This window comes from Oceanobacillus kapialis (assembly GCF_044790185.1).
GTDB lineage: Bacteria > Bacillota > Bacilli > Bacillales > Amphibacillaceae > Oceanobacillus_B > Oceanobacillus_B kapialis.
Genome location: NZ_CP085256.1, coordinates 1789983 through 1810580 on the forward strand (window position 1 = coordinate 1789983; position 20598 = coordinate 1810580).

At 37.5% G+C, this 20598-nt stretch carries 23 protein-coding genes; 21 read left to right on the top strand and 2 right to left on the bottom strand.

What is annotated here, in order from left to right; all coding sequences use genetic code 11:
* Nucleotides 1-234 precede the first annotated feature (234 nt).
* From LG273_RS09380 to LG273_RS09390, 3 genes are read left to right on the top strand one after another with little or no spacing between them, the layout of a single operon-like run.
* On the top strand, nt 235-1665 hold the full coding sequence (locus LG273_RS09380) for a M20 family metallopeptidase (protein ID WP_404459334.1): 1431 nt from the start codon (nt 235-237) through the stop codon (nt 1663-1665).
* Between the two features lie 46 nt (nt 1666-1711).
* Complete coding sequence (locus tag LG273_RS09385; protein WP_404459336.1) at nt 1712-3223, top strand: AbgT family transporter; 1512 nt, start codon at nt 1712-1714, stop codon at nt 3221-3223.
* Nucleotides 3224-3238: 15 nt separating this feature from the next.
* Nucleotides 3239-4519, top strand: coding sequence for an amidohydrolase (locus LG273_RS09390; RefSeq protein ID WP_404459338.1), 1281 nt, complete (start codon nt 3239-3241; stop codon nt 4517-4519).
* Nucleotides 4520-4568: 49 nt separating this feature from the next.
* Here the strand turns inward: LG273_RS09390 and lexA are convergent, their stop codons facing one another.
* Complete coding sequence (lexA, locus tag LG273_RS09395; RefSeq protein WP_379561180.1) at nt 4569-5192, bottom strand: transcriptional repressor LexA; 624 nt, start codon at nt 5190-5192, stop codon at nt 4569-4571.
* A gap of 279 nt (nt 5193-5471) precedes the next feature.
* On the opposite strand from lexA, the gene LG273_RS09400 reads away from it, so the two are divergent.
* The 9 genes from LG273_RS09400 (at nt 5472) to LG273_RS09440 (ending at nt 11870) form a co-directional block, all read left to right on the top strand.
* The gene (locus tag LG273_RS09400; RefSeq protein WP_404459340.1) at nt 5472-6110 is read left to right on the top strand and encodes a recombinase family protein; all 639 of its coding nucleotides are present in this window, start codon (nt 5472-5474) and stop codon (nt 6108-6110) included.
* A 209-nt stretch (nt 6111-6319) separates the two neighbouring features.
* On the top strand, nt 6320-6553 hold the full coding sequence (locus LG273_RS09405; RefSeq protein WP_404459342.1) for a DUF896 domain-containing protein: 234 nt from the start codon (nt 6320-6322) through the stop codon (nt 6551-6553).
* A 133-nt stretch (nt 6554-6686) separates the two neighbouring features.
* Entirely contained in the window at nt 6687-8690 is a 2004-nt protein-coding gene (gene tkt, locus LG273_RS09410; RefSeq protein ID WP_404459344.1) for a transketolase, read from the top strand.
* A gap of 177 nt (nt 8691-8867) precedes the next feature.
* The gene (gene sirA / locus LG273_RS09415) at nt 8868-9329 is read left to right on the top strand and encodes a sporulation inhibitor of replication protein SirA (protein WP_404459346.1); all 462 of its coding nucleotides are present in this window, start codon (nt 8868-8870) and stop codon (nt 9327-9329) included.
* Nucleotides 9330-9374: 45 nt separating this feature from the next.
* On the top strand, nt 9375-9596 hold the full coding sequence (locus LG273_RS09420; RefSeq protein ID WP_379561185.1) for a YneF family protein: 222 nt from the start codon (nt 9375-9377) through the stop codon (nt 9594-9596).
* A 175-nt stretch (nt 9597-9771) separates the two neighbouring features.
* The gene (locus tag LG273_RS09425; RefSeq protein WP_379561186.1) at nt 9772-10476 is read left to right on the top strand and encodes a cytochrome c biogenesis CcdA family protein; all 705 of its coding nucleotides are present in this window, start codon (nt 9772-9774) and stop codon (nt 10474-10476) included.
* 59 nt (nt 10477-10535) lie between these two features.
* Nucleotides 10536-10961, top strand: a complete 426-nt coding sequence (locus LG273_RS09430; protein ID WP_379561187.1) for a Na(+)/H(+) antiporter subunit B — start codon at nt 10536-10538, stop codon at nt 10959-10961.
* Between the two features lie 19 nt (nt 10962-10980).
* A complete protein-coding gene (locus LG273_RS09435; protein WP_404459349.1) occupies nt 10981-11340 on the top strand; it encodes a response regulator in 360 nt (119 codons plus the stop codon).
* Nucleotides 11341-11393: 53 nt separating this feature from the next.
* Nucleotides 11394-11870 (top strand): CcdC family protein, encoded by a 477-nt coding sequence (locus tag LG273_RS09440; protein ID WP_379561189.1) that lies wholly within the window; start codon nt 11394-11396, stop codon nt 11868-11870.
* A 107-nt stretch (nt 11871-11977) separates the two neighbouring features.
* Here LG273_RS09440 and LG273_RS09445 read toward each other — a convergent pair whose 3' ends face one another.
* Nucleotides 11978-12463 (bottom strand): DUF2621 family protein, encoded by a 486-nt coding sequence (locus LG273_RS09445; protein ID WP_404459510.1) that lies wholly within the window; start codon nt 12461-12463, stop codon nt 11978-11980.
* Nucleotides 12464-12725: 262 nt separating this feature from the next.
* Between LG273_RS09445 and LG273_RS09450 the strand changes: the two genes are divergently transcribed.
* From LG273_RS09450 to LG273_RS09490, 9 genes are all read left to right on the top strand, one after another.
* Nucleotides 12726-13847, top strand: a complete 1122-nt coding sequence (locus LG273_RS09450) for an ATP-binding protein (protein WP_379561191.1) — start codon at nt 12726-12728, stop codon at nt 13845-13847.
* Nucleotides 13848-14089: 242 nt separating this feature from the next.
* On the top strand, nt 14090-16798 hold the full coding sequence (gene acnA, locus LG273_RS09455; protein ID WP_404459352.1) for an aconitate hydratase AcnA: 2709 nt from the start codon (nt 14090-14092) through the stop codon (nt 16796-16798).
* Nucleotides 16799-16910: 112 nt separating this feature from the next.
* Complete coding sequence (locus LG273_RS09460; RefSeq protein ID WP_404458823.1) at nt 16911-17474, top strand: helix-turn-helix domain-containing protein; 564 nt, start codon at nt 16911-16913, stop codon at nt 17472-17474.
* Entirely contained in the window at nt 17438-18304 is an 867-nt protein-coding gene (locus LG273_RS09465; protein ID WP_404458821.1) for an IS3 family transposase, read from the top strand. Before LG273_RS09460 ends, LG273_RS09465 begins: the two co-directional genes overlap by 37 nt.
* 181 nt (nt 18305-18485) lie before the next feature.
* Nucleotides 18486-19070, top strand: a complete 585-nt coding sequence (locus LG273_RS09470; RefSeq protein WP_404459354.1) for a TlpA family protein disulfide reductase — start codon at nt 18486-18488, stop codon at nt 19068-19070.
* Nucleotides 19071-19127: 57 nt separating this feature from the next.
* A complete protein-coding gene (locus LG273_RS09475) occupies nt 19128-19271 on the top strand; it encodes an FbpB family small basic protein (protein ID WP_379564684.1) in 144 nt (47 codons plus the stop codon).
* 114 nt (nt 19272-19385) lie between these two features.
* A complete protein-coding gene (gene tlp / locus LG273_RS09480; protein WP_404459356.1) occupies nt 19386-19616 on the top strand; it encodes a small acid-soluble spore protein Tlp in 231 nt (76 codons plus the stop codon).
* A 190-nt stretch (nt 19617-19806) separates the two neighbouring features.
* Nucleotides 19807-20229, top strand: a complete 423-nt coding sequence (locus LG273_RS09485; RefSeq protein WP_379563995.1) for an acyl-CoA thioesterase — start codon at nt 19807-19809, stop codon at nt 20227-20229.
* 4 nt (nt 20230-20233) lie between these two features.
* A complete protein-coding gene (locus LG273_RS09490; RefSeq protein ID WP_404459358.1) occupies nt 20234-20548 on the top strand; it encodes a hypothetical protein in 315 nt (104 codons plus the stop codon).
* The last annotated feature ends 50 nt before the right edge of the window (nt 20549-20598 follow it).

Consider the following 20598-nt stretch of genomic DNA (forward strand, 5'->3'; position numbering starts at 1 on the left):
CCGGGTTTTGTCCCAGCCTCTTTTTAAGAAATTGTAATTGTAGCGTAATATACCAACTATAGTTGTCAAAATCTTTCTATGCTTCTAATGATTTCATTTGTCGGATATTTAAAAACTGTGGTAATATTATTTTACATTTATCGACAATATTCTGAATGTTGTTTTTAGAATATTAATAACTATGTCGGTATTTAAATTTTATTTATGCGTCATAACATCGAAGGAGGACATAACATGAAAAAATTCATAGCAGACTATTTATCTTCCAACCGCTCAACGTTTGAACAAGTGAGCAGTTATATCTATCATCATCCTGAAACAAGATTTGAAGAATATGAATCATCCACTTTTTTTGCAAAAGCATGTGAAGAGCAAGGTTTTCGAGTGGAACGCAATGTGGCGGGGATTGAGACGGCCTTTATTGCTACATACGGAGAAGGAAAGCCAATAATTGGTTATTTAGGCGAATTTGACGCTTTGTCAGGTCTAAGCCAGAAACCAAATGAGACAAGCTATCAACCATTAAAGAAAGATATTGGCCATGGCTGTGGACATAATTTACTAGGTACGGGTGCTTTTGCTGCTGCCTGTGCAGCGAAGCGATACTTAGAAGAGAACAATCTACCGGGTACTGTAAAGTTTTTCGGTTGCCCAGGCGAAGAAGGCGGCTCAGGAAAAACCTTCATGGTAAGGGAAGGGGTATTTAAAGGAATAGATGCTGTACTTACCTGGCACCCTTCACCGGCAAACGCAATTATGAGCTTATCAAGCTTAGCAAACTATCAGGTTTCATTTAAATTCAAAGGCATTTCTTCTCATGCTGCTAACACCCCGCATTTAGGGCGGAGCGCATTAGATGCGGTAGAGTTAATGAATATAGGTGTCAACTACTTACGCGAGCATGTTGTGCCGGAAGCACGCCTCCATTATGCTGTGACCAATACGGGTGGAATATCGCCAAATGTTGTTCAAGCAAATGCAGAAGTGTTATATCTTGTTAGAGCTCCAAAAGTTAATCAAGTAGACAGCATTTTCCAGCGCGTGAAAAAAATCGCGGAAGGTGCGGCACTTATGACGGAAACCGAGTTAACGATAGAATTTGATAAGGCATGCTCAAATTACATTCCCAACCGCTCGCTTGAGAAAATTTTATATGAGAAATTTACCGAAGTTGGAGCGCAAAAACCGACAGATGAAGATAATGCCTTTGCAGAAAAAATTTGGAATACATTCACTGAAGGTGAAAAAGAAAACTTCCTTGACCCAATGAAAGGGTTTGGTTATGTGGGCGATGGTAGTGAATTTGCAGGGAAATATTATGCAGACACCATTTCACCCTATCACGAATCCAAAGAGATCCTTGCAGGTTCCACTGACGTAGCAGACGTAAGTTGGGTTGTACCGACAGCGCAATTAACAGCTTCTACTTCCGTATTAGGGACAGCTTTACACACATGGCAGATGACTACACAAGGGTTAAGAAGCTATGCTTTTAATGGAATGCTCCGTGCTGCAGAAACTATGGCTCTAGCTGGTATTCAGCTTTTTACCAAACCAGAAGATCTCCAACACGTACAAGCGGAATTTGAGGCTTTCCGAGCTGCTAATCCTTACAGCAATCCTATTCCTGAAGGGGTTACACCTTCTAAGCTGAATGAAAAGTAATTCCATTAAATAATTTAGAAAAAAGAATAGATTGAGAGGTAATTTTATGGAAAAGAGGCGTAGTTTATTTCAAAGATTTTTAGACGTAGTAGAGAAGGTAGGAAATAAGCTACCAGATCCATTTATCTTATTTATAGGTTTATCAATCCTTATGATCATTGTTTCATATATATTTAGCCTGTTTAATGCTTCTGTTGTACACCCAGGTACAGGAGAAGAGCTTGATATTAAAAACTTGATATCTGGTGAAGGGTTACAGTTTATTTTAACTTCCATGCTTGATAATTTTACAGGCTTTGCTCCACTGGGGCTTGTTCTAGTTATGATGCTTGGTATCGGATTGGCGGAAAAGGTAGGATTGCTTGATTATGCAATTAGAAAAACAATTCTAAGCTCCCCACCAAGTTTAGTTACGTATACGGTAGTATTCGTAGGGATTTTAGGGAACCTTGCATCAGATGCAGCAGTCGTTTTAATCCCGCCTCTTGCTGCCTTGGTCTTTTATAAAGTTGGACGTCATCCACTAGCGGGGTTAGCAGCTGGTTTCGCAGGGGCTGGAGCAGGTTTTACAGCTAATATTTTTATTGCTGGTACAGACGTGTTATTATCAGGAATTTCGACAGAGGCTGCAGCAATCATTGATGAGTCCATAGTGGTCACACCTGTTGATAATTGGTATTTTAATATCGTTTCTGTTTTTATTATGACCATTGTAGGTGGGCTAATAACCACAAAGTTCGTCGAGCCGCGACTTGGTAAATATAAGGGTGAGGCGGTTGAAGAAGACTATAATGAGGGCATAGTAAATGGTGGAAAAGGTTTCCGCAATGCACTCATCGCTGGTCTTGCTTATATAGCATTAATTGTTACGGTTATACTCCTACCAAACAGTCCATTAAGAAGTGAAGATGGAAGCATCGTACCATCTCCTTTCTTGGATGGTATTGTTCCAATTGTGTTGTTCTTCTTTATCATTATTGGTGTAACATTTGGTATAACCGTAGGGAAGATTAAATCCAGTAAAGATGTAAGTGACTATATGGCAGATTCCATTAAAGACATGTCCAGCTACATTGTTCTAGTTTTCGCCATTGCTCAGTTTATTGCATATTTCAACTGGTCAAATTTGGGGACATGGGTAGCAGTAAACGGAGCAGACTACTTAAAAGATATTAACTTTACTGGTATTTGGTTAATTATTGGATATATTATCTTTACTGCGCTTATGAACTTTCTTATTACATCTGGTTCTGCCAAATGGGCAATTGAAGCACCTGTATTTATTCCATTGTTTATGCAGCTCGGCTATCACCCCGCCTTTACTCAGGTGGCATTCCGTGTAGCTGACTCATCAACAAATATTATTACACCGCTTTTCCCATACATGGTTATCATTTTAGCATTTATGAAAAAATATGATAAAAAAGCGAGCATAGGAACGTACATTTCCTTAATGCTACCATATAGTATCGTGTTTTTACTTGTTTGGATTGTGCTAATCTTAGTGTTTTACTATGCAGGAATACCATATGGACCAGGAATTGGCCCATTCTTATAAAAGGAGGATAATAGTTTGAATAACTTACAAGAAAAATTAGTAGATTGGCGTCGCGATTTTCATCAGTATCCAGAGACTGGGTTCTTAGAAATGCGAACAGCATCTATTGTAGCTTCTATTTTAGATGGACTTGGTTATCATTTACAAATGGGAAAAGAAGTTATGTCTGAGCAAGACTGTATGGGGAAACCGTCTGAAGAAGAAACAAGATCCCACTACGAGTGGGCAAAGGAGAATGGTGCAAACAGTGAGTTCCTCCCTCATTTTTCAGAGGGATACACAGGAATCGTTGCTACGCTTGATAGTGGAAAAGAAGGCCCCGTTATTGCCTATCGTGTTGATATGGATGCATTAGATATTTTAGAGAGTGATGCTCAGGAGCATTTCCCGCAAAAAGAAGGATTTGCCTCTAAAATCACCGGAAAAATGCATGCATGTGGCCATGATTCTCATACTGCAATGGGACTCGGCTTGGCTACACTACTAGCTGAAAACAAAGCAGAATTAAAAGGAAAAGTTAAATTAATTTTTCAACCGGCTGAGGAAGGCACAAGAGGCGCTAAATCAATGGTAGCGGCTAATGTTGTGAATGATGTTAATTACTTTATTGCGATTCATATTGGCGTTGGCGTACCCCATAAGCAATTTGTTGCTGCAAATAGTGGTTTTTTGGCAACTTCCAAGTTGGATATTTCATTTAGAGGTACAGCTTCTCATGCTGGAGGAAAACCTGAAGAGGGAAGCAATGCACTATCTGCTGCTGCTACAAGTGTATTAAGTCTTCATGGCATCCCGCGTCATTCTCATGGTGCAACAAGAGTAAATGTAGGTCAATTAGAAGCAGGATCTGGAAGAAATATCATTGCCGATCGTGCCAAGATGAAAGTAGAAACCCGGGGAGAAACTTCTTCTATTAACGATTTCGTTAAAGATCAAGTAGAATCTATTATTTCTGGAGCAGCTACGATGTATCAAGTAGATTATAACATCGAAACAGTTGGTGAAGGGTTAAGTTGTAAATGTTCATTAGACTTGGCAGAAGTTCTTCATCAATGTGCAACTTCCTCTTCTGAATTTGAAAAAAGTGTACTTGAAGACAATACGCCAGCTGGATCAGAAGATGCGACTTATTTTATGGAAGCCGTACAGAAAAACGGAGGTCAGGCAACTTATTGTGTATTTGGAACAGAACTGGCTGCAGGCCATCACAATGAAAGATTTGATATAAACGAAGAATCATTATTACCTGCTGTTAAAGTTCTCTATGATACCGCACAGAAGCTAATGGAAAAATAAAAAACAGCTGCCCGATGGCAGCTGTTTTTTATTTAAGAAACTTAATTTTTTACTGGATATTTCGGTATAATCCAATTACTTTACCAAGAATGGTTACATTGTCATAAATAAGAGGGTCCATTGTCGCGTTTTCTGGTTGTAAGCGAATATGGTCTTTTTCCTTAAAGAATCGTTTCACGGTTGCTTCATTTTCATCTGTCATTGCTACAACAATATCACTATTCTGGGCTGTGTTTTGTTGTTTTACGATAACCATATCTCCATCAAGAATGCCTGCTTCTATCATACTTTCTCCTTCGATCACTAACACGAAAAGATTATCGTCAGGACCGGCAGTTGATGTTGGAAGTGGAATAAACTCTTCAATATTTTCTACAGCTGTAATAGGTAATCCTGCCGTAACTTTCCCGATAACAGGAGCATACCGTGCTTCTTCCCTTGGAATATTATTGCCTTCTGATAAGTCAATAATTTCAATTGCTCTTGGCTTGGTCGGATCACGTCGAATATATCCTTTGCTTTCTATTCTAGCTAGATGACCATGTACTGTAGAACTAGAAGCCAGACCAACTGCTTCAGCAATTTCCCGAACAGAAGGCGGATATCCTTTCTTCGTTACTTCATCTTTAATATAATCTAAAATCATTTGTTGACGTTTTGATAGTTTTGACATAAAGGTGTCACCTCGTTCATAAGATTAATTATTAATAGTTTACCATTTGATTCCACATAAAGCAAACATTCGTTCGAAAAAACGGTTGACAGGATCATATGTTCTGTTATAATTTAATCATAATCGAACAAAGGTTCTTATTTTGAAGGAGGGACTTAGGATATGTTTAGTAAACTTACCAAAACAGATTTGTTTTATATCGTTGCCTTTGCCTTGACCCTGGGATTCCTGTACTTTACTATGATTACAAGTTAAACGGTTTATGAAGGAGTAGTAGTGTTGAATGCGATCATTTATTGCCGTGTGAGTACGGACAAACATACACAGGAAACCTCTTTGGCACGGCAAAAGATAGAATTAACCAGGTTAGCTGAAAGGTATAACTTAAACGTTATTGCGTGTATTGAAGAGCAAAAAAGCGGGTATGAAATAGAACGCGACGGTATATTTGAAATGCTAGATATCTTTTCGGATAAAGGCGCTGAATGCCTACTAATTCAGGATGAGACAAGACTAGGAAGAGGGAATACAAAGATTGCTCTATTCCATCAGCTTCAAAAGCTTCATGTATCGGTCTATACTGCCATGCATGAAGGTATACTTGAGCTTTCTGAGTCTGATTCCATGGTCCTGCAGATTGTAAGCATTGTTGAAGAGTACCAACGCAAAATGCATAATGCAAAAATTAAAAGAGGAATGAAACGTGCGGTTGAGAGAGGATATAATCCAGCTGTAAATCTTAAAAATCAGCATCATGCACCTGGTCGTGAGAGAGTTGATTTCCCTATCGAAGAAGTAATAAGATTAAGAGAAAAGAAACTTACATTTGAAGAAATAACTAAAACTTTAAACGGTCTCGGATATAGTGTTTCAAAAGCTACCGTTCATAGAAGGTATAAGGAATTGCATGATACTTGAATAACTGTCCCAAGAGGCGTAAAATAATGAAGCAGGAGCTAATTGCTCTTGTTTTTTTGTTGCGTTTTTTAGGAAGAAGAGATATATCATTTCAAATTAACTTATTCTATTTAAAAAAGTAGAACGGCATGCAAGATAGTTCTTGAAAGGAAAATCATTATAAAATAGTTCCAGCAGCTAATAGATACAATAGAAAGGAGGTTTATAAGATGTTATCTAAAGATAAGATTGCGCGTATTAACGTACTGGCGAAAAAGGCAAAAGAAACAGAATTAACAGCACAAGAAAAACAGGAACAAAAGGAACTGCGCGAAGAATATTTAAATAATGTAAGAAGTTCCTTTAAAAATCAATTTAAATCCATGACTGTTGTGGATCCTAAAGGCAATGATGTAACACCTAAGAAAGTAAAAGACCTTCAGGAGAGAAACAAAAAACATTAATTTTGTAGTACACTACGACCAAAAAAAGCCTTATTATAACGAAGCCTGTTTGTTTTAACTTGTTCCGAAATAGGTTTCGTTATAAAATGAGGATGAAACAATGAGCAGTTATTTTTGAAAGGGGTTAAGCAATATGAACAACATAGAACAAAAATCAATTACTACTATCCGTACATTATCTATTGATGCTATTGAAAAAGCGAACTCTGGTCACCCCGGACTTCCAATGGGAGCAGCTCCAATGGCTTATACGCTTTGGACTGATTTCATGAATCATAATCCAAACCATTCAAAGTGGTTTAATAGAGACCGTTTTGTCCTTTCAGCAGGTCACGGATCCATGCTTCTATACAGTTTACTACATCTATCTGGTTACAACGTTTCTATGAATGACTTAAAAGAATTTCGTCAGTGGGATTCTAAAACACCTGGTCATCCGGAAGTGCATCACACAGATGGGATAGAAGCTACAACTGGACCACTTGGACAAGGTATTGCAATGTCCGTTGGTATGGCGATGGCAGAAGCACACCTTGCTGCTAAATTTAATAAAGAAGATGCGCAAATCGTTGACCATTACACGTATGCGCTTGTTAGTGATGGGGATTTAATGGAAGGTATCTCACATGAAGCAGCCTCTCTTGCTGGGCACTTGGGTCTTGGAAAGTTAATTGCTTTATATGATTCCAATGACATTTCACTTGATGGAGATTTAATTCGATCTTTCTCAGAAAACACGGAGCAGCGTTTTAAAGCGTATGGTTGGCAAGTGATCCATGTAGAAGATGGTAATGATGTAAATGCCTTAAGAAAGGCAATTAAACAAGCTCAAGAAAACACGGATCAACCAACATTAATTGAAGTAAAAACAATTATCGGTTACGGTTCACCAAATAAATCAGCTTCTGCTTCTTCTCACGGTGCTCCTCTAGGTGCTGACGAAGTCAAACTTACGAAGGAATATTATAAATGGACATATGACCAAGATTTCCATGTTCCTGAAGAAGTCTACGAAGACTTCAAAGAAAAAATTGGAAATCAAGGCGCTGAAGCAGAAGAGAAGTGGAATGCATTATTGTCTACTTACAAAGAAAAATATCCAGAACTAGCGAAGGATTTTGAATTAGCAATGAATGGCGAACTTCCTGTAGATTGGGAAAAATCTCTACCTGTTTTTGAAGCAGGAAAAGATACGCTAGCAACACGTGCTTCCTCTGGTAAAGTATTGAATGCAATCGCACAATCTGTTCCAAACTTCTTTGGTGGTAGTGCTGATCTGGCTGGTTCAAACAAAACAACCATGAACGATGAAGAAGATTTCACGCGTAAAAACTATGCTGGACGTAATGTTTGGTTTGGTGTACGTGAGCACGCAATGGGTGCAGCTTTAAATGGAATGGCTTTACATGGAGGGTTAAAGGTTTATGCAGGTACGTTCTTCGTATTCAGTGATTACCTTCGCCCAGCAGTTCGTCTTTCAGCTATTATGCAAACACCAGTAACGTATGTGTTTACACATGATTCCATTGCAGTAGGGGAAGATGGTCCAACCCATGAGCCAGTAGAGCAATTAGCAGCATTACGTGCAATGCCTGGTTTATCATTAATTCGCCCGGCGGATGCAAATGAAACACAAGCAGCTTGGAGACTGTCACTTGAATCAACAAATCAACCAACTGCACTCGTTTTAACAAGACAAAACTTACCAACTCTTGAAGGCACAGATAAGCTTGCTTATGAAGGTGTGAAGAAAGGGGCATATATCGTAAGTGATGCAACGAAAGAAACACCTGATGCACTGTTACTAGCAACTGGTTCTGAAGTGCAGCTTGCTGTTTCTGCACAAGCAGCCCTTAAAGAGAAAGGTATTGACGTCCGTGTAGTAAGTATGCCATCATGGGATCGTTTTAACGCTCAAGATGCAGCATATAAGGAAGAAATAATTCCATCTGCTATTAAAAACAGAGTGGCAATCGAAATGGCAGCTTCCTTTGGCTGGGAACGTTATGTAGGAGATCATGGGAAAATAATTGCAATTGATAAATTCGGTGCTTCTGCAAACGGTGAAAAAATTATTGAAGAATATGGTTTCACTGTTGAAAACGTAGTAGAGCATGTAGAATCTCTTACTAAATAAGATAATGAAAAGGTGACCTTTCTAATAGGGAGGTCATCTTTTTTGGTTAATTTAATGATTGGCCCAATAAGGATATTTATGTGGTAGTCCTCGACAAAACTAGTGGAAATATATCCTATGAACTGACATATTTTTAATTTCCCTTTTTGTATAATGGAGAAAAGGGGGAAGGTTTGTATGTATGAGTACACAGTTTTCCGAATGAAAGAAGAAATTTCATGGCATTATTTCCATAAAAGTGATATTCTTTATCGTTTTATAAAACACTATCAAAAAGAATATCAACAGCGACCAGACCTACAAGTACAATATGATTATAGTACATATCCTTTTCCTGGGGAGCAGTTTTGTAACATTGTTGAAGAAAAGTTGGATCCCTCTATGTTTTCCATTGAAAATGTAGATTTTTTGCGATTACGCAAAAATTCGACTAATATTCCTTTACATATAAGTGAAAAACATTTAAAATTTCGTTGTAAAACAATACTGGATGCTGAAGAAATATTGTTTCCGATATTACGGCAGATCGATTCTACCTTCTTTATCATTGGAGAAAATATAGCACAATATGGTTGGGTATCACCCGTTATTCGGTTACGTGAGCCCAATTTGGGACAAGTATTGTATTCTTATCATTAATTTACTATACTGTAAAAGAGACAACACGAAGGAGGAAGGCGTGACATGGGCACGATTTGGGTAGTACTAATTGCTATAGCAGCGTTAATTGCTGGTGTTGCTCTTGGATTTTTCATTGCTAGAAAATATATGATGAGCTATTTAAAAAAGAATCCACCAATTAATGAGCAAATGCTTCGTACGTTAATGATGCAAATGGGGCAAAAGCCGTCCCAGAAGAAAATTAATCAAATGATGCGTTCAATGAATAATCAATCTGGTAAATAAGCAATTATTTTATAATTTAGCAGGAAGATACGCATGAAAAAGCCCCTTTACCGAATCACGGAAGGGGTTTTTTATTCTTATTATTGTAATTGTTCGCTATACTGTCAAAAATTTAATGCATGAAATGATACATTTGTTGTTACACTGTGGTAAGTTAGTTAATAGGAGGTAGAGTATGTCTGAGGTGAATATTTTTATTGCATTTGGTGCCGGCTTTTTATCCTTTGTTTCACCATGTGTCTTGCCGTTATTCCCTGCTTTCATATCTTATATTACAGGTATGAGTGTTAGCGAATTAAAAGAGGATAATAAGGGCTTGAATGGAAAAAGCATGTTACATACATTATTCTTTCTACTTGGGTTCTCATGTGTCTTCATTATGATGGGATTCACCAGTCTTTACATTTCCGAGTTCCTCATTACATACAGAGAATTAATTAGACAAGTAGGCGCTTTACTAATTATCTTTTTTGGTTTAGTTATAGCGGGAGTTTTAAATTTTAAGTTCTTAATGAAAAATAAGCAAATCATGTTCAAGAATCGTCCGGCTGGTTTTATTGGGTCCTTCATTATAGGGCTTGCTTTCTCGCTTGGTTGGACGCCATGTACTGGTCCTATATTGGCAGTAGTCCTTTCACTTGCTTCGACGGAACCACAACTAGGTATGGTTATGATGATTAGCTATGTATTAGGTTTTTCTGTTCCATTTTTCATTTTATCCTTTTTCGTAGGTAAAATAGGATGGATAAAGAAACATAGCTCCAAAATTGTAAAAATTGGTGGCTATGTTATGGTATTGATTGGTATAGCATTGTTCTTTGACTGGATTTATAAACTAACATCCTACTTGGCTGGATTGTTTGGATTTACAGGATTTTAATGGATTTTCGTACAATAGTATATTAAAATTAAGACATATAGGTATAAAGGAGCTTTTACATGTACAAAACAAACGATCTTATATTACGTACTACAACTTCATTGATAGCCTTTATCCTGCTCGGGTTCGCCGTTTATTTATTGCTTGCAGGTCATAATTCTCCTGGAGGAGGGTTTGTCGGTGGGCTGATGACATCAGCAGCTATTTTGCTTATGTACATAGCTTATGGCATTGAAGCTGTAAAAAAAGTACTCCCAATAAACTTTATCATTTTAATTCCAATCGGTTTAGCCATTGCTCTAGGTACTGGAATAGGATCTTTCTTATTTGGTGTTCCTTTCTTATCCCAGACTTTTGGTTATTATACATTTCCTGTATTTGGAGAAATTGAATTGGCTACCGCAATGATTTTTGACCTAGGTGTTTATCTCACAGTTATTGGGGTAATGATGACAATTATTCTAACCATAGCAAAAGATCAGTAACGATCAGGGGAGGAAGAGTATGGCCAGAGTTTTAGTAGTTGATGATGCAAATTTTATGAGGGTGACCTTGTCTACTATATTACAAAAAGAAAGCCATGATGTTGTAGGAGAAGCTGGAGATGGCGCAGAAGCAGTAAAGCTATACAAAGAATTGAATCCGGACTTAGTCACGATGGATATTACGATGCCAATTATGAATGGGATTGATGCAATTAAGGAAATAAAGTCCTTCGACCCGCATGCTACTATCATTGTCTGTTCTGCAATGGGACAACAAAAGGTTGTAGTAGAGGCGATCGAGTCAGGTGCAAAAGACTTTATTGTAAAGCCGTTTGACGAAAGTCAGGTCCTGGAAACCGTAAATCGTATTCTAAAATGAGGAATAGGTAACTGGGGAATAAACCTGAATAGAAAGTATGAGGTAATGACATTATGTTTTGGTTGGTAGCCAGTACAATTGCTGCAGCTTTTATGGCTGTAGCTATGATCTTTGTTCGCTTAAGAGGGGCTAAGAAACCAGCCTCGGTCAAAAAAATATTGCTCCCACCTCTATTTATGAGTACAGGTGCATTAATGTTTATATTCCCAGTCTTTCACATTAGCTGGTCGCAATTTCTCGAGGCTATTATTGTAGGTATGATTTGCTCCATTTTTTTAGTAAGAGCCTCAAAATTTGAGATACGAGATCAAGCAATATATTTAATCCCTTCTAAATCCTTCGTCTTTATCTTATTCGGGCTATTGGCATTTAGAATTGTATTAAAACTTATTATTGGGGACAGTATCTCGGCAGGGGAAACAAGTGGGATGTTTTTTATCTTGGCGTTTGGTATGATTTTTACTTGGAGATGTTGTATGCTATATAAATTCATTCGACTTGAGAAACAATTGCAAGTAAATGCGCAGTAAGAGGTGTGTGCTTCTAATAGCAAGTACAAAGTGTTTTCGGATGTGGCCTTTACAGATTTTCCCCGAATAGAAAAAAGAAGTCCAGTTTTAAAGGTGGACTTCTTTTTTTATTTACTATTTTTCACACGTTTTTCCCAATCGGGCGCGTAATCATCTTTTGCCAATGAAAATAAGTACTCATATGGTGAAACATCAATATTTTTCTCTTTCAGCTTCCTTCTAAGAAATTTATGATCCCGTTTCGGTGTAGCAAGGATATAACCTTCGATTACAACTTCCTTATTAATGGATTCAATTTCTTTGTTTAATGCTACCTCACCAATTTTGCTTGCAATTTTATGTTTAGCAATATCTCTAAACAGCTCAGGCACAGGAGAGACCAACTCTTCAAGAAGCTCTTTTTCCTCCGTATTCCACATGTGCTGGCTCTTTTCTACGTAATATTCTTCCCAATCCATGATTGATTTACCATCCTCTTTAGGCAGGCGCTTCAAAAACTTTCGAAACATGAAAAAACCACCTATTGCCATAAAGGTAATCATAAGAAATCCCCATAAAATTAGCAAGATAGAATTATCTACAATTCCCGACATAATTTCACCTAATTCCACAAATATTTAGCTAAGGTTACAAAATATTACAAGATTTTTACGCAACCATTTTATTTTTCTGCTTACTTATAGTAATATTACTAATAATTGGGTATATAAACAAAAAGAAAGAAGTAAGACAATTATATCATATTTTAATAGGGTAATTACTGCAAAAAGGCGACATAATATCGCGTTTTATATCATAATATTGAATTATGAGACGACAAAAGGTTGTTACATTATGATAAAGAGGGGGATTAAAATGGCTTTTGAGAGCAGGAATCAAAGTAAATACGAAGTTAAGAATACTGTAAAAAAAGCAGAACCCGACAGCATGCAGGATACCTATGAAACATTAGCAAAGCTACCCCTATTCATGGTAGATTGGGTAGATGAAAACAACCATGATATTGTAACAGTCTGGGACGAAAGTGGAATGATGATTTACATTTCCAAATCGATTGAAAAACTTTTGGGCTATCTGCCCTCTGAACTGAGAGGGACTTATTGGTATGAAAAGATATCTGCAGAAGATGTAAGTTACGTTAAAGAAGAGTTGGAACTACCAGAGAATTCTTTTCAGAAAGTTAATATAAATGTTTTAAATCGAGATGGCAAGTATATCTGGTCGGAATGTAAAATTGCGAAGTTAACGGATAAAACAACAAACAAACAATACTATATTTCGACATTAAAAGATATTACAGATAAAAAAGAGGCGGAAGAAATGATGGTCCGTTCAGAGAAAATGTCTGTGGCTGGACAGTTAGCCGCGGGTGTGGCACATGAAATACGCAATCCCTTAACATCTTTGAAAGGCTTTCTTCAGTTGTTACAGGCTGGCGTTAACGGTAAAGAAGAATACTACCAAATTATGGTGGAAGAAATTGAAAAAATAGAATCCATCACCTCTGAACTTCTTTTTATCTCAAAACCTTTAACAGATAATCGAAAATTGGAGTCCCTGAAAAGTATGATTCATGATGTAACCGTTTTGTTAAGTCCTCAAGCAAAGTTAAAGGATATTACCATTGAATTAAAGGTTGAAGAGCATATTCAAATTAATTGTGACCGTTCACAAATTAAGCAGGTGCTTATTAATTTGCTTAAAAATGCGATTGAAGCAATGGAAGCTCCAGGAACTATTAATATTACTGTTGAGGATGACTACGAAACGGTCGAGATTAGCATTAAGGACGAGGGCCCAGGTATCCCAGAGCACATCTTACATAAATTAGGAGAGCCCTTTTTTACAACAAAGCAAACAGGTACTGGCCTGGGTATAATGATTACGAAACAAATTCTTGCATCACATCAAGCCGAACTAGATATAAGACAAAATGAAAAGAAAGGTAGTACATTTCAAATTATTTTTCACAAGTAAACTTGTTATTAGTTCCTTTTGACTTTTTGAAACAATCTTATAAGTAATACTTATCACTCTACATAAGTTTTTAATATAGGCATCATAAAAGGAATGGTTTGTTTTCTAAACAATTATCCTTTAAGATATAATTGTAAGGAAATCGCTTTTATATGGATAATAGATAACTAGTATAAAAGCAACTAATAATAATGATGTATATTAAAAAAGGTAACGAAGTATGTTCGAAAGGGGAAGTGAAGATGGGGAACAGTAATATTTATGATGCTAAAAAGCAATTTGATTTAAACGGGAATAAATACAATTATTATCGTTTAAAGTCACTTGAAGAAGCTGGCCATGGAAAGATTGATCGTTTGCCATTTTCTGTTCGTGTGTTGCTGGAATCAGTATTACGCCAGCATGATGGTCGACAAATTAAGGACGAACACGTGGAGAAATTATCCAAATGGGGCACGAAAGAAGGGAAGGGAGCAGATGTTCCATTTAAACCTTCTAGGGTTATCTTACAGGATTTCACCGGTGTACCTGCAGTAGTTGATCTAGCTTCATTACGTAAAGCTATGGTAGATATGGGCGGAGAACCCAACAAGATTAACCCAGAAGTTCCAGTTGATCTTGTAATTGACCACTCCGTACAAGTTGACCAGTACGGAACAGCAAATGCATTAAAAGCCAACATGGATCTTGAATTTGAACGAAATGCAGAGCGTTATGAATTTCTGAATTGGGCACAAAAAGCCTTTGAAAACTATCGCGCAGTACCTCCGGCAACAGGGATCGTTCACCAAGTTAACCTTGAATATATTGCGAATGTTATTCATGGAATTGAAAGTGAAAATGGAGAATATGATGCTTATCCGGATACTTTAGTAGGTACAGATTCACACACAACGATGATCAACGGACTCGGTGTCCTTGGTTGGGGTGTAGGGGGTATTGAAGCTGAAGCTGGAATGCTCGGCCAGCCATCCTTTATCCCTCAGCCCGAAGTAATCGGTGTTAAATTTACAGGCAGCTTTCCTAATGGCACAACTGCGACAGACTTGGCTCTAAAAGTAACACAAGTATTACGTGAAAAGAATGTAGTTGGTAAGTTTGTTGAATATTTTGGTCCTGGATTACAAGATATGCCACTTGCAGACAGAGCAACTATTTCGAACATGGCTCCAGAATACGGTGCTACGTGTGGATTTTTCCCGGTAGATGAAGAATCGTTGAACTACTTGCGTCTCACTGGACGTAGTGAAGAACAAATAAAGCTAGTTGAAACTTATTGTAAAGCGAATGATCTTTGGTACTCATCAGATCAGAAAGATCCAGAATACACGGAACTCGTGGAAATTAACCTTTCTGAGCTTGAACCAAACCTTTCTGGACCAAAACGTCCACAAGACTTAATTTCGCTTTCTAATATGAAGAAAGAATTTAATAAAGCTGTAACGGCTCCTGCTGGAAACCAAGGCTTCGGCTTTGATAAGAAGGAATTTGATAAAGAAGTAACGGTTAACCATCCAAATGGTAATAGCTCTGTTATGAAAACAGGTGCATTGGCTATAGCCGCGATTACTTCTTGTACGAATACTTCTAACCCATATGTGATGCTTGGTGCAGGTTTACTTGCAAAAAATGCGGTTGAAAAAGGGTTACAGGTGCCAGATTATGTTAAAACGTCGCTCGCACCAGGTTCTAAAGTTGTTACACGTTACCTTGAAGATTCTGGATTAATGCCTTATCTTGATAAGCTTGGTTTTAATCTTGTAGGGTATGGTTGTACCACATGTATTGGTAACTCAGGACCTTTGCGTGAAGAGATTGAACAATCCATTATGGAAAACGATCTCCTAGTATCATCAGTGCTTTCAGGTAACCGTAACTTCGAAGGAAGAATTCATCCATTAGTGAAGGCAAATTATTTGGCTTCTCCACCACTTGTTGTGGCATATGCTCTTGCGGGAACGGTCGATATTGACTTAACGAAAGATCCAATTGGGGAAGATAAAGAAGGCAAGCCAGTTTATATGAATGATATCTGGCCTTCCATGGAAGCTATTAAAGAAGAGGTTTCAAGTGTTGTAAAACCAGCGATCTTCCGTAAAGAATACGAAAACGTCTTTGACTCAAATGAACGCTGGAACGAAATTGATACAACAGATGAGCCGTTGTTCGATTGGAATGAGGAGTCAACATATATTCAAAATCCTCCGTTTTTCGAAGGTCTCGGCAAAGATGCCGGTAAGGTAGAGCCGTTAGCTAATTTACGAGCTATAGGGAAATTTGGCGATTCTGTTACAACTGACCATATTTCACCTGCTGGGGCAATTGCTAAAGATATGCCTGCAGGTCAGTATTTACAGGACAAAGGCGTCAGCCCACGTAATTTTAACTCTTATGGTTCTCGCCGTGGGAATCACGAAGTAATGATGCGTGGTACGTTTGCGAATATTCGTATTCGTAACTTACTAGCTCCAGGTACAGAGGGCGGTTTCACTACTTACTGGCCTACAGAGGAAGTAATGCCAATTTATGATGCAGCAATGAAATATCAGCAAGACGGTACAGGTCTTCTTGTAATGGGTGGTAAGGATTATGGAATGGGATCTTCCCGTGACTGGGCTGCAAAAGGTACAAATCTTTTAGGCATTAAAACAGTTATTGCGGAAAGCTTCGAACGAATCCACCGTTCAAACTTAGTTATGATGGGTGTTCTGCCATTACAATTTGAAAAAGGTCAAAGTGCTGAGAAACTCGGATTAACAGGAAAAGAAACATTTAATGTGGAAGTTGATGAAAATGTAAAACCACATGATCTTGTGAATATTACTGCAACAGACGAGAATGGCAAAGTAACGACATTTAAAGCCATTGCTCGCTTTGACAGTGACGTAGAAATTGACTATTATCGTCATGGCGGTATTTTACAAATGGTACTGCGTGACAAGCTAAAATAAAAAGAGAAGCATAAGAATTTCTTTTCTGTATTATGTTTAATAAAAGAACCGTGTAGGAGGGTACCGACCCCCGAAAGTTAGAGTTTCAACTCTAACTTTCGGGGGTGTTTTTATGGCTAAATATAGTGAAGAATTTAAAATTAAGCTCGTCACAGAGTATTTATATGGCAACCTAGGATATAGATCGTTGGCAAAAAAATATAATATGGCTAGTGAAACATCAATTATTGAATGGGTAAAAGTATATAAGTCTCAAGGAATGGATGGGTTAAAAAGAAGGCAGACGAAGGAGATGTATCCTGTTCAATTTAAATTGGATACGGTACAATTTGTGTTAGAGACAGGTGCTTCTTTTTTAGAAACTGCTGTTCAATTTAATTTGAACAACCCATCCTTAATAAGGCGTTGGATGAAGGATTTTAAGAAACAAGGGATAGAAGGCCTGGAACCAAAACCAAAGGGGAGACCTTCTATGTCTAAAAAACCTAATAAATCAAAGAAAAAAGTTGAGGCAAATTTAACACGTGAAGAAGAATTAGAACGTGAAAATGAACTACTTAAGCTAGAAAATGCGTATCTAAAAAAGTTGAGAGCTTTTCGGGAAAATCCGAATGCGTTCCACGAAAAGCACAGGCAAAAGTGGCATTCGCACTCAAAGAGGAAGGATACCGATTAAAGGATATATTTGTTGTAGTAGGTATTCCTGAAGCAACCTATCACTATCATGTCAAGAACTTCGGGAAAGAAGAAGTGGATACAGAACTAAAGGATCTCATTACACGGCTATTTAAGAAGTTTCATGAGCGATATGGTTATAAACGTATTACAAAAGAATTAAAGAAATTAGGACATTCTATCAATCATAAAAAAGTGTATCGTATTATGCGAGAACTAGGATTAAAATGCGTGAAATTTATGCGGAAGTCTCGTAAATATAATTCCTTTAAGGGGAAAGTAGGAAAAGTAGCGAAAAATCGATTGTCTCGTCGCTTTAGCACGCCTATCCCTCTTCAGAAATTAGTAACCGACATTACAGAATTTAAATGTCTAGGTGAAGACAAGTTATACTTAAATCCAATTCTTGATCTTTATAACGGAGAGATTATTGCGTTTGAAATCAGGAAACGTCCAACGTTAGATCTTGTCATGGAACCTTTGAAAGAAACGATTGAGATAATAAAGAATCATGCGACCTATCGCACCACTATCCATTCTGATCAAGGATGGCATTATCAGCACAACCAATGGGTAAGTACATTAAAACAAAATAAAGTATTCCAAAGCATGTCACGTAAAGCTACTTGTGCAGACAATGCTTCAATAGAGAATTTCTTTGGTCTATTGAAACAAGAAATGTATTATGGAGAAGAACTAGTAAGCTATGAGGAATTAAAAAGACGAATTGAAGAATACATCTACTGGTATAACCATGAACGATCAAAAGAAAAATTGGCTGGATTGAGTCCAGTAGAATACCGAACTCAATCTAGCCAATCAGCTGCATAACAAGACTCTAACTTTTGGGGGTAACCACCGAGCAACTATTTGTGCCTACACGGTTTTTATAGTTTGTACAGAACTTCTTATAAAAAAAGTACTCATTAATATGTCACTTTACAAATGTTTTGTTTGTATCTAACATATTAGGTGTATACAATACCGAGCCACGTATTAAAGGAGCTGCAATATGGTTAAGAATATAATGGTAATTAGCGTTTTGCTTTGTTTGGCGGGGATTGCAGTATTTAATTTTATTCAGCAAGAAAAGGAATCAGAGGAAGCCTCTAGCGAAATGAATACTAGCGCAGAAGGAGGGGCGATTGCGCCTGTAGAAAGTGCAGGTCTTGAACCAGGAGATAAAGCACCGGCTTTTAATTTGGAAACATTAAATGGTGACAAATTACAGTTAGCAGATCTTCAAGGTAAAAAGGTAATTTTAAACTTTTGGGCGACTTGGTGCCCACCGTGCAAGGAAGAAATGCCAGAAATGCAAGACATTCATGAGAAGTACGGGGATGAGGTTGAAGTAGTTGCAGTTAATATGACAAGTACAGAAGCTTCAGGTATTGAGGATGTGCAAACATTTAATGAAGAGTATGCTTATACATATACCATGCCACTTGATGAAGATGGTAATATTAGTAAAGCATACAAGGTATTCAATGTACCAACCACCTATTTCATCAATACAGATGGAACAATCTCCTTACCACGCAAATCGGGGCCTATGACATATGAATTTATGGAAGAAAGCATTTCACAAATGGAGTAATAGTATGAAAATAAAAAGGAATGGTAATACTTCTAATTAAAAAAGGAGTGAGTTACCATTTCTTTAAAGAAAAAGCTTTCCTTTGAACAGCTCGTACAGGATAACAAAAGACAAATTTTGCAAGATTCCTCCCTGATGGAGAGGATAGAAAAAGACCTGGAAACAAAAATGAATCAAACGCTTAATAGAAAAGAAATGTAAGTGACAATGCTCTCCTTAATAGCAGGAGAGTTTTTCTTTTTAACAATTTTTTAAACGTATAGCTTTTAAAGATTTAGTCAGAATATAAAAGATAATACGGAAAGGAGCATGAAAATGACTGACAATCATTCACACAAACCAAAGCCTGATGATCGTAGCGATAACGTAGAGAAATTACAAAGCATGGTGCAAGACACCATTCAAAACATTGAAAAGGCCCATGAAACTGCTCGTTTCACTGACGGCGAAGAAAAACAGGCTATTGAAGCAAAGAACAAACGCCGTGAAGAAGCAATAGAAGTAATGAGAAACGAAATTAAAGATGAATATGATGCATTAGACTAAATTAATACCATTAGAATTGAAAAGGTCGAACGATTTAGGTTCTTTCTGAGAGTGAAAGCGTAATCGTTCGATCTTTACATAACATCTTTTATGGATTACCCTTCTTTACTGCTTAAGTGTTCGATAAAGCAAAACCTCTTCTATATATGGTACGATAAAGATGGAACACGTTATATAGGAGGAATTACGATTGAAGAAAGTACAAACACCAATTGAAGTGCGTTATCAAGAAACCGATCAAATGGGCGTCGTATATCATGCCAATTATTTGGTATGGTTTGAAATAGGCAGAACCAAATTTGTTGAATCACTTGGCTTACGTTATGCGGCTATGGAAGAAAATGGCGTTGTCTCCCCAGTAACTGATGCAAACATTCGTTTTAATAAGCCAATACGTTACGGGGAGAATCCTATTGTAGAAACTTGGTTAGAAAGCTATGATGGGTTAAGAACAGTTTACGGATATAATGTCCTCCGTCCTGATGGGCAAGTTGCCGTGAGCGGAAAAACTGAACATGTGATTGTTAAGAAAGACAGCTTTCGCCCACTTTCGTTGCGAAAAGCTTTTCCTGACTGGCATCAGGCATACAGCAACCAGTTGAAAGAGGGGTAAAAAGATGGCGTTTGGCTTAAAGAGAGATGAACTACAAAATTGGAAGAAAAACGTTCATGCCGGAGAGATAGCATTCCTAACACATTATTGGCTCGATAGCCGGTTCCCTGGGTGTACCACGGTGACGAAGGTTGGTTGTAAGGACATTACAAAACTTATGCATTGGGGGAACCAATATGGTCTTTCCCCAGAATGGATTCACCAGGATGAAGATTACCCACACTATGATTTATTTGGCGAGAGACAACGGGATATTCTGGCTGCGGAGAAACAATGGAACCAGTTAGAACGTTTTAATATATTGTCCAGAAGAAAATAGAAAGTAACTCTATAAATAACTATAATGCGAGAATAACAAAATAAAAACAG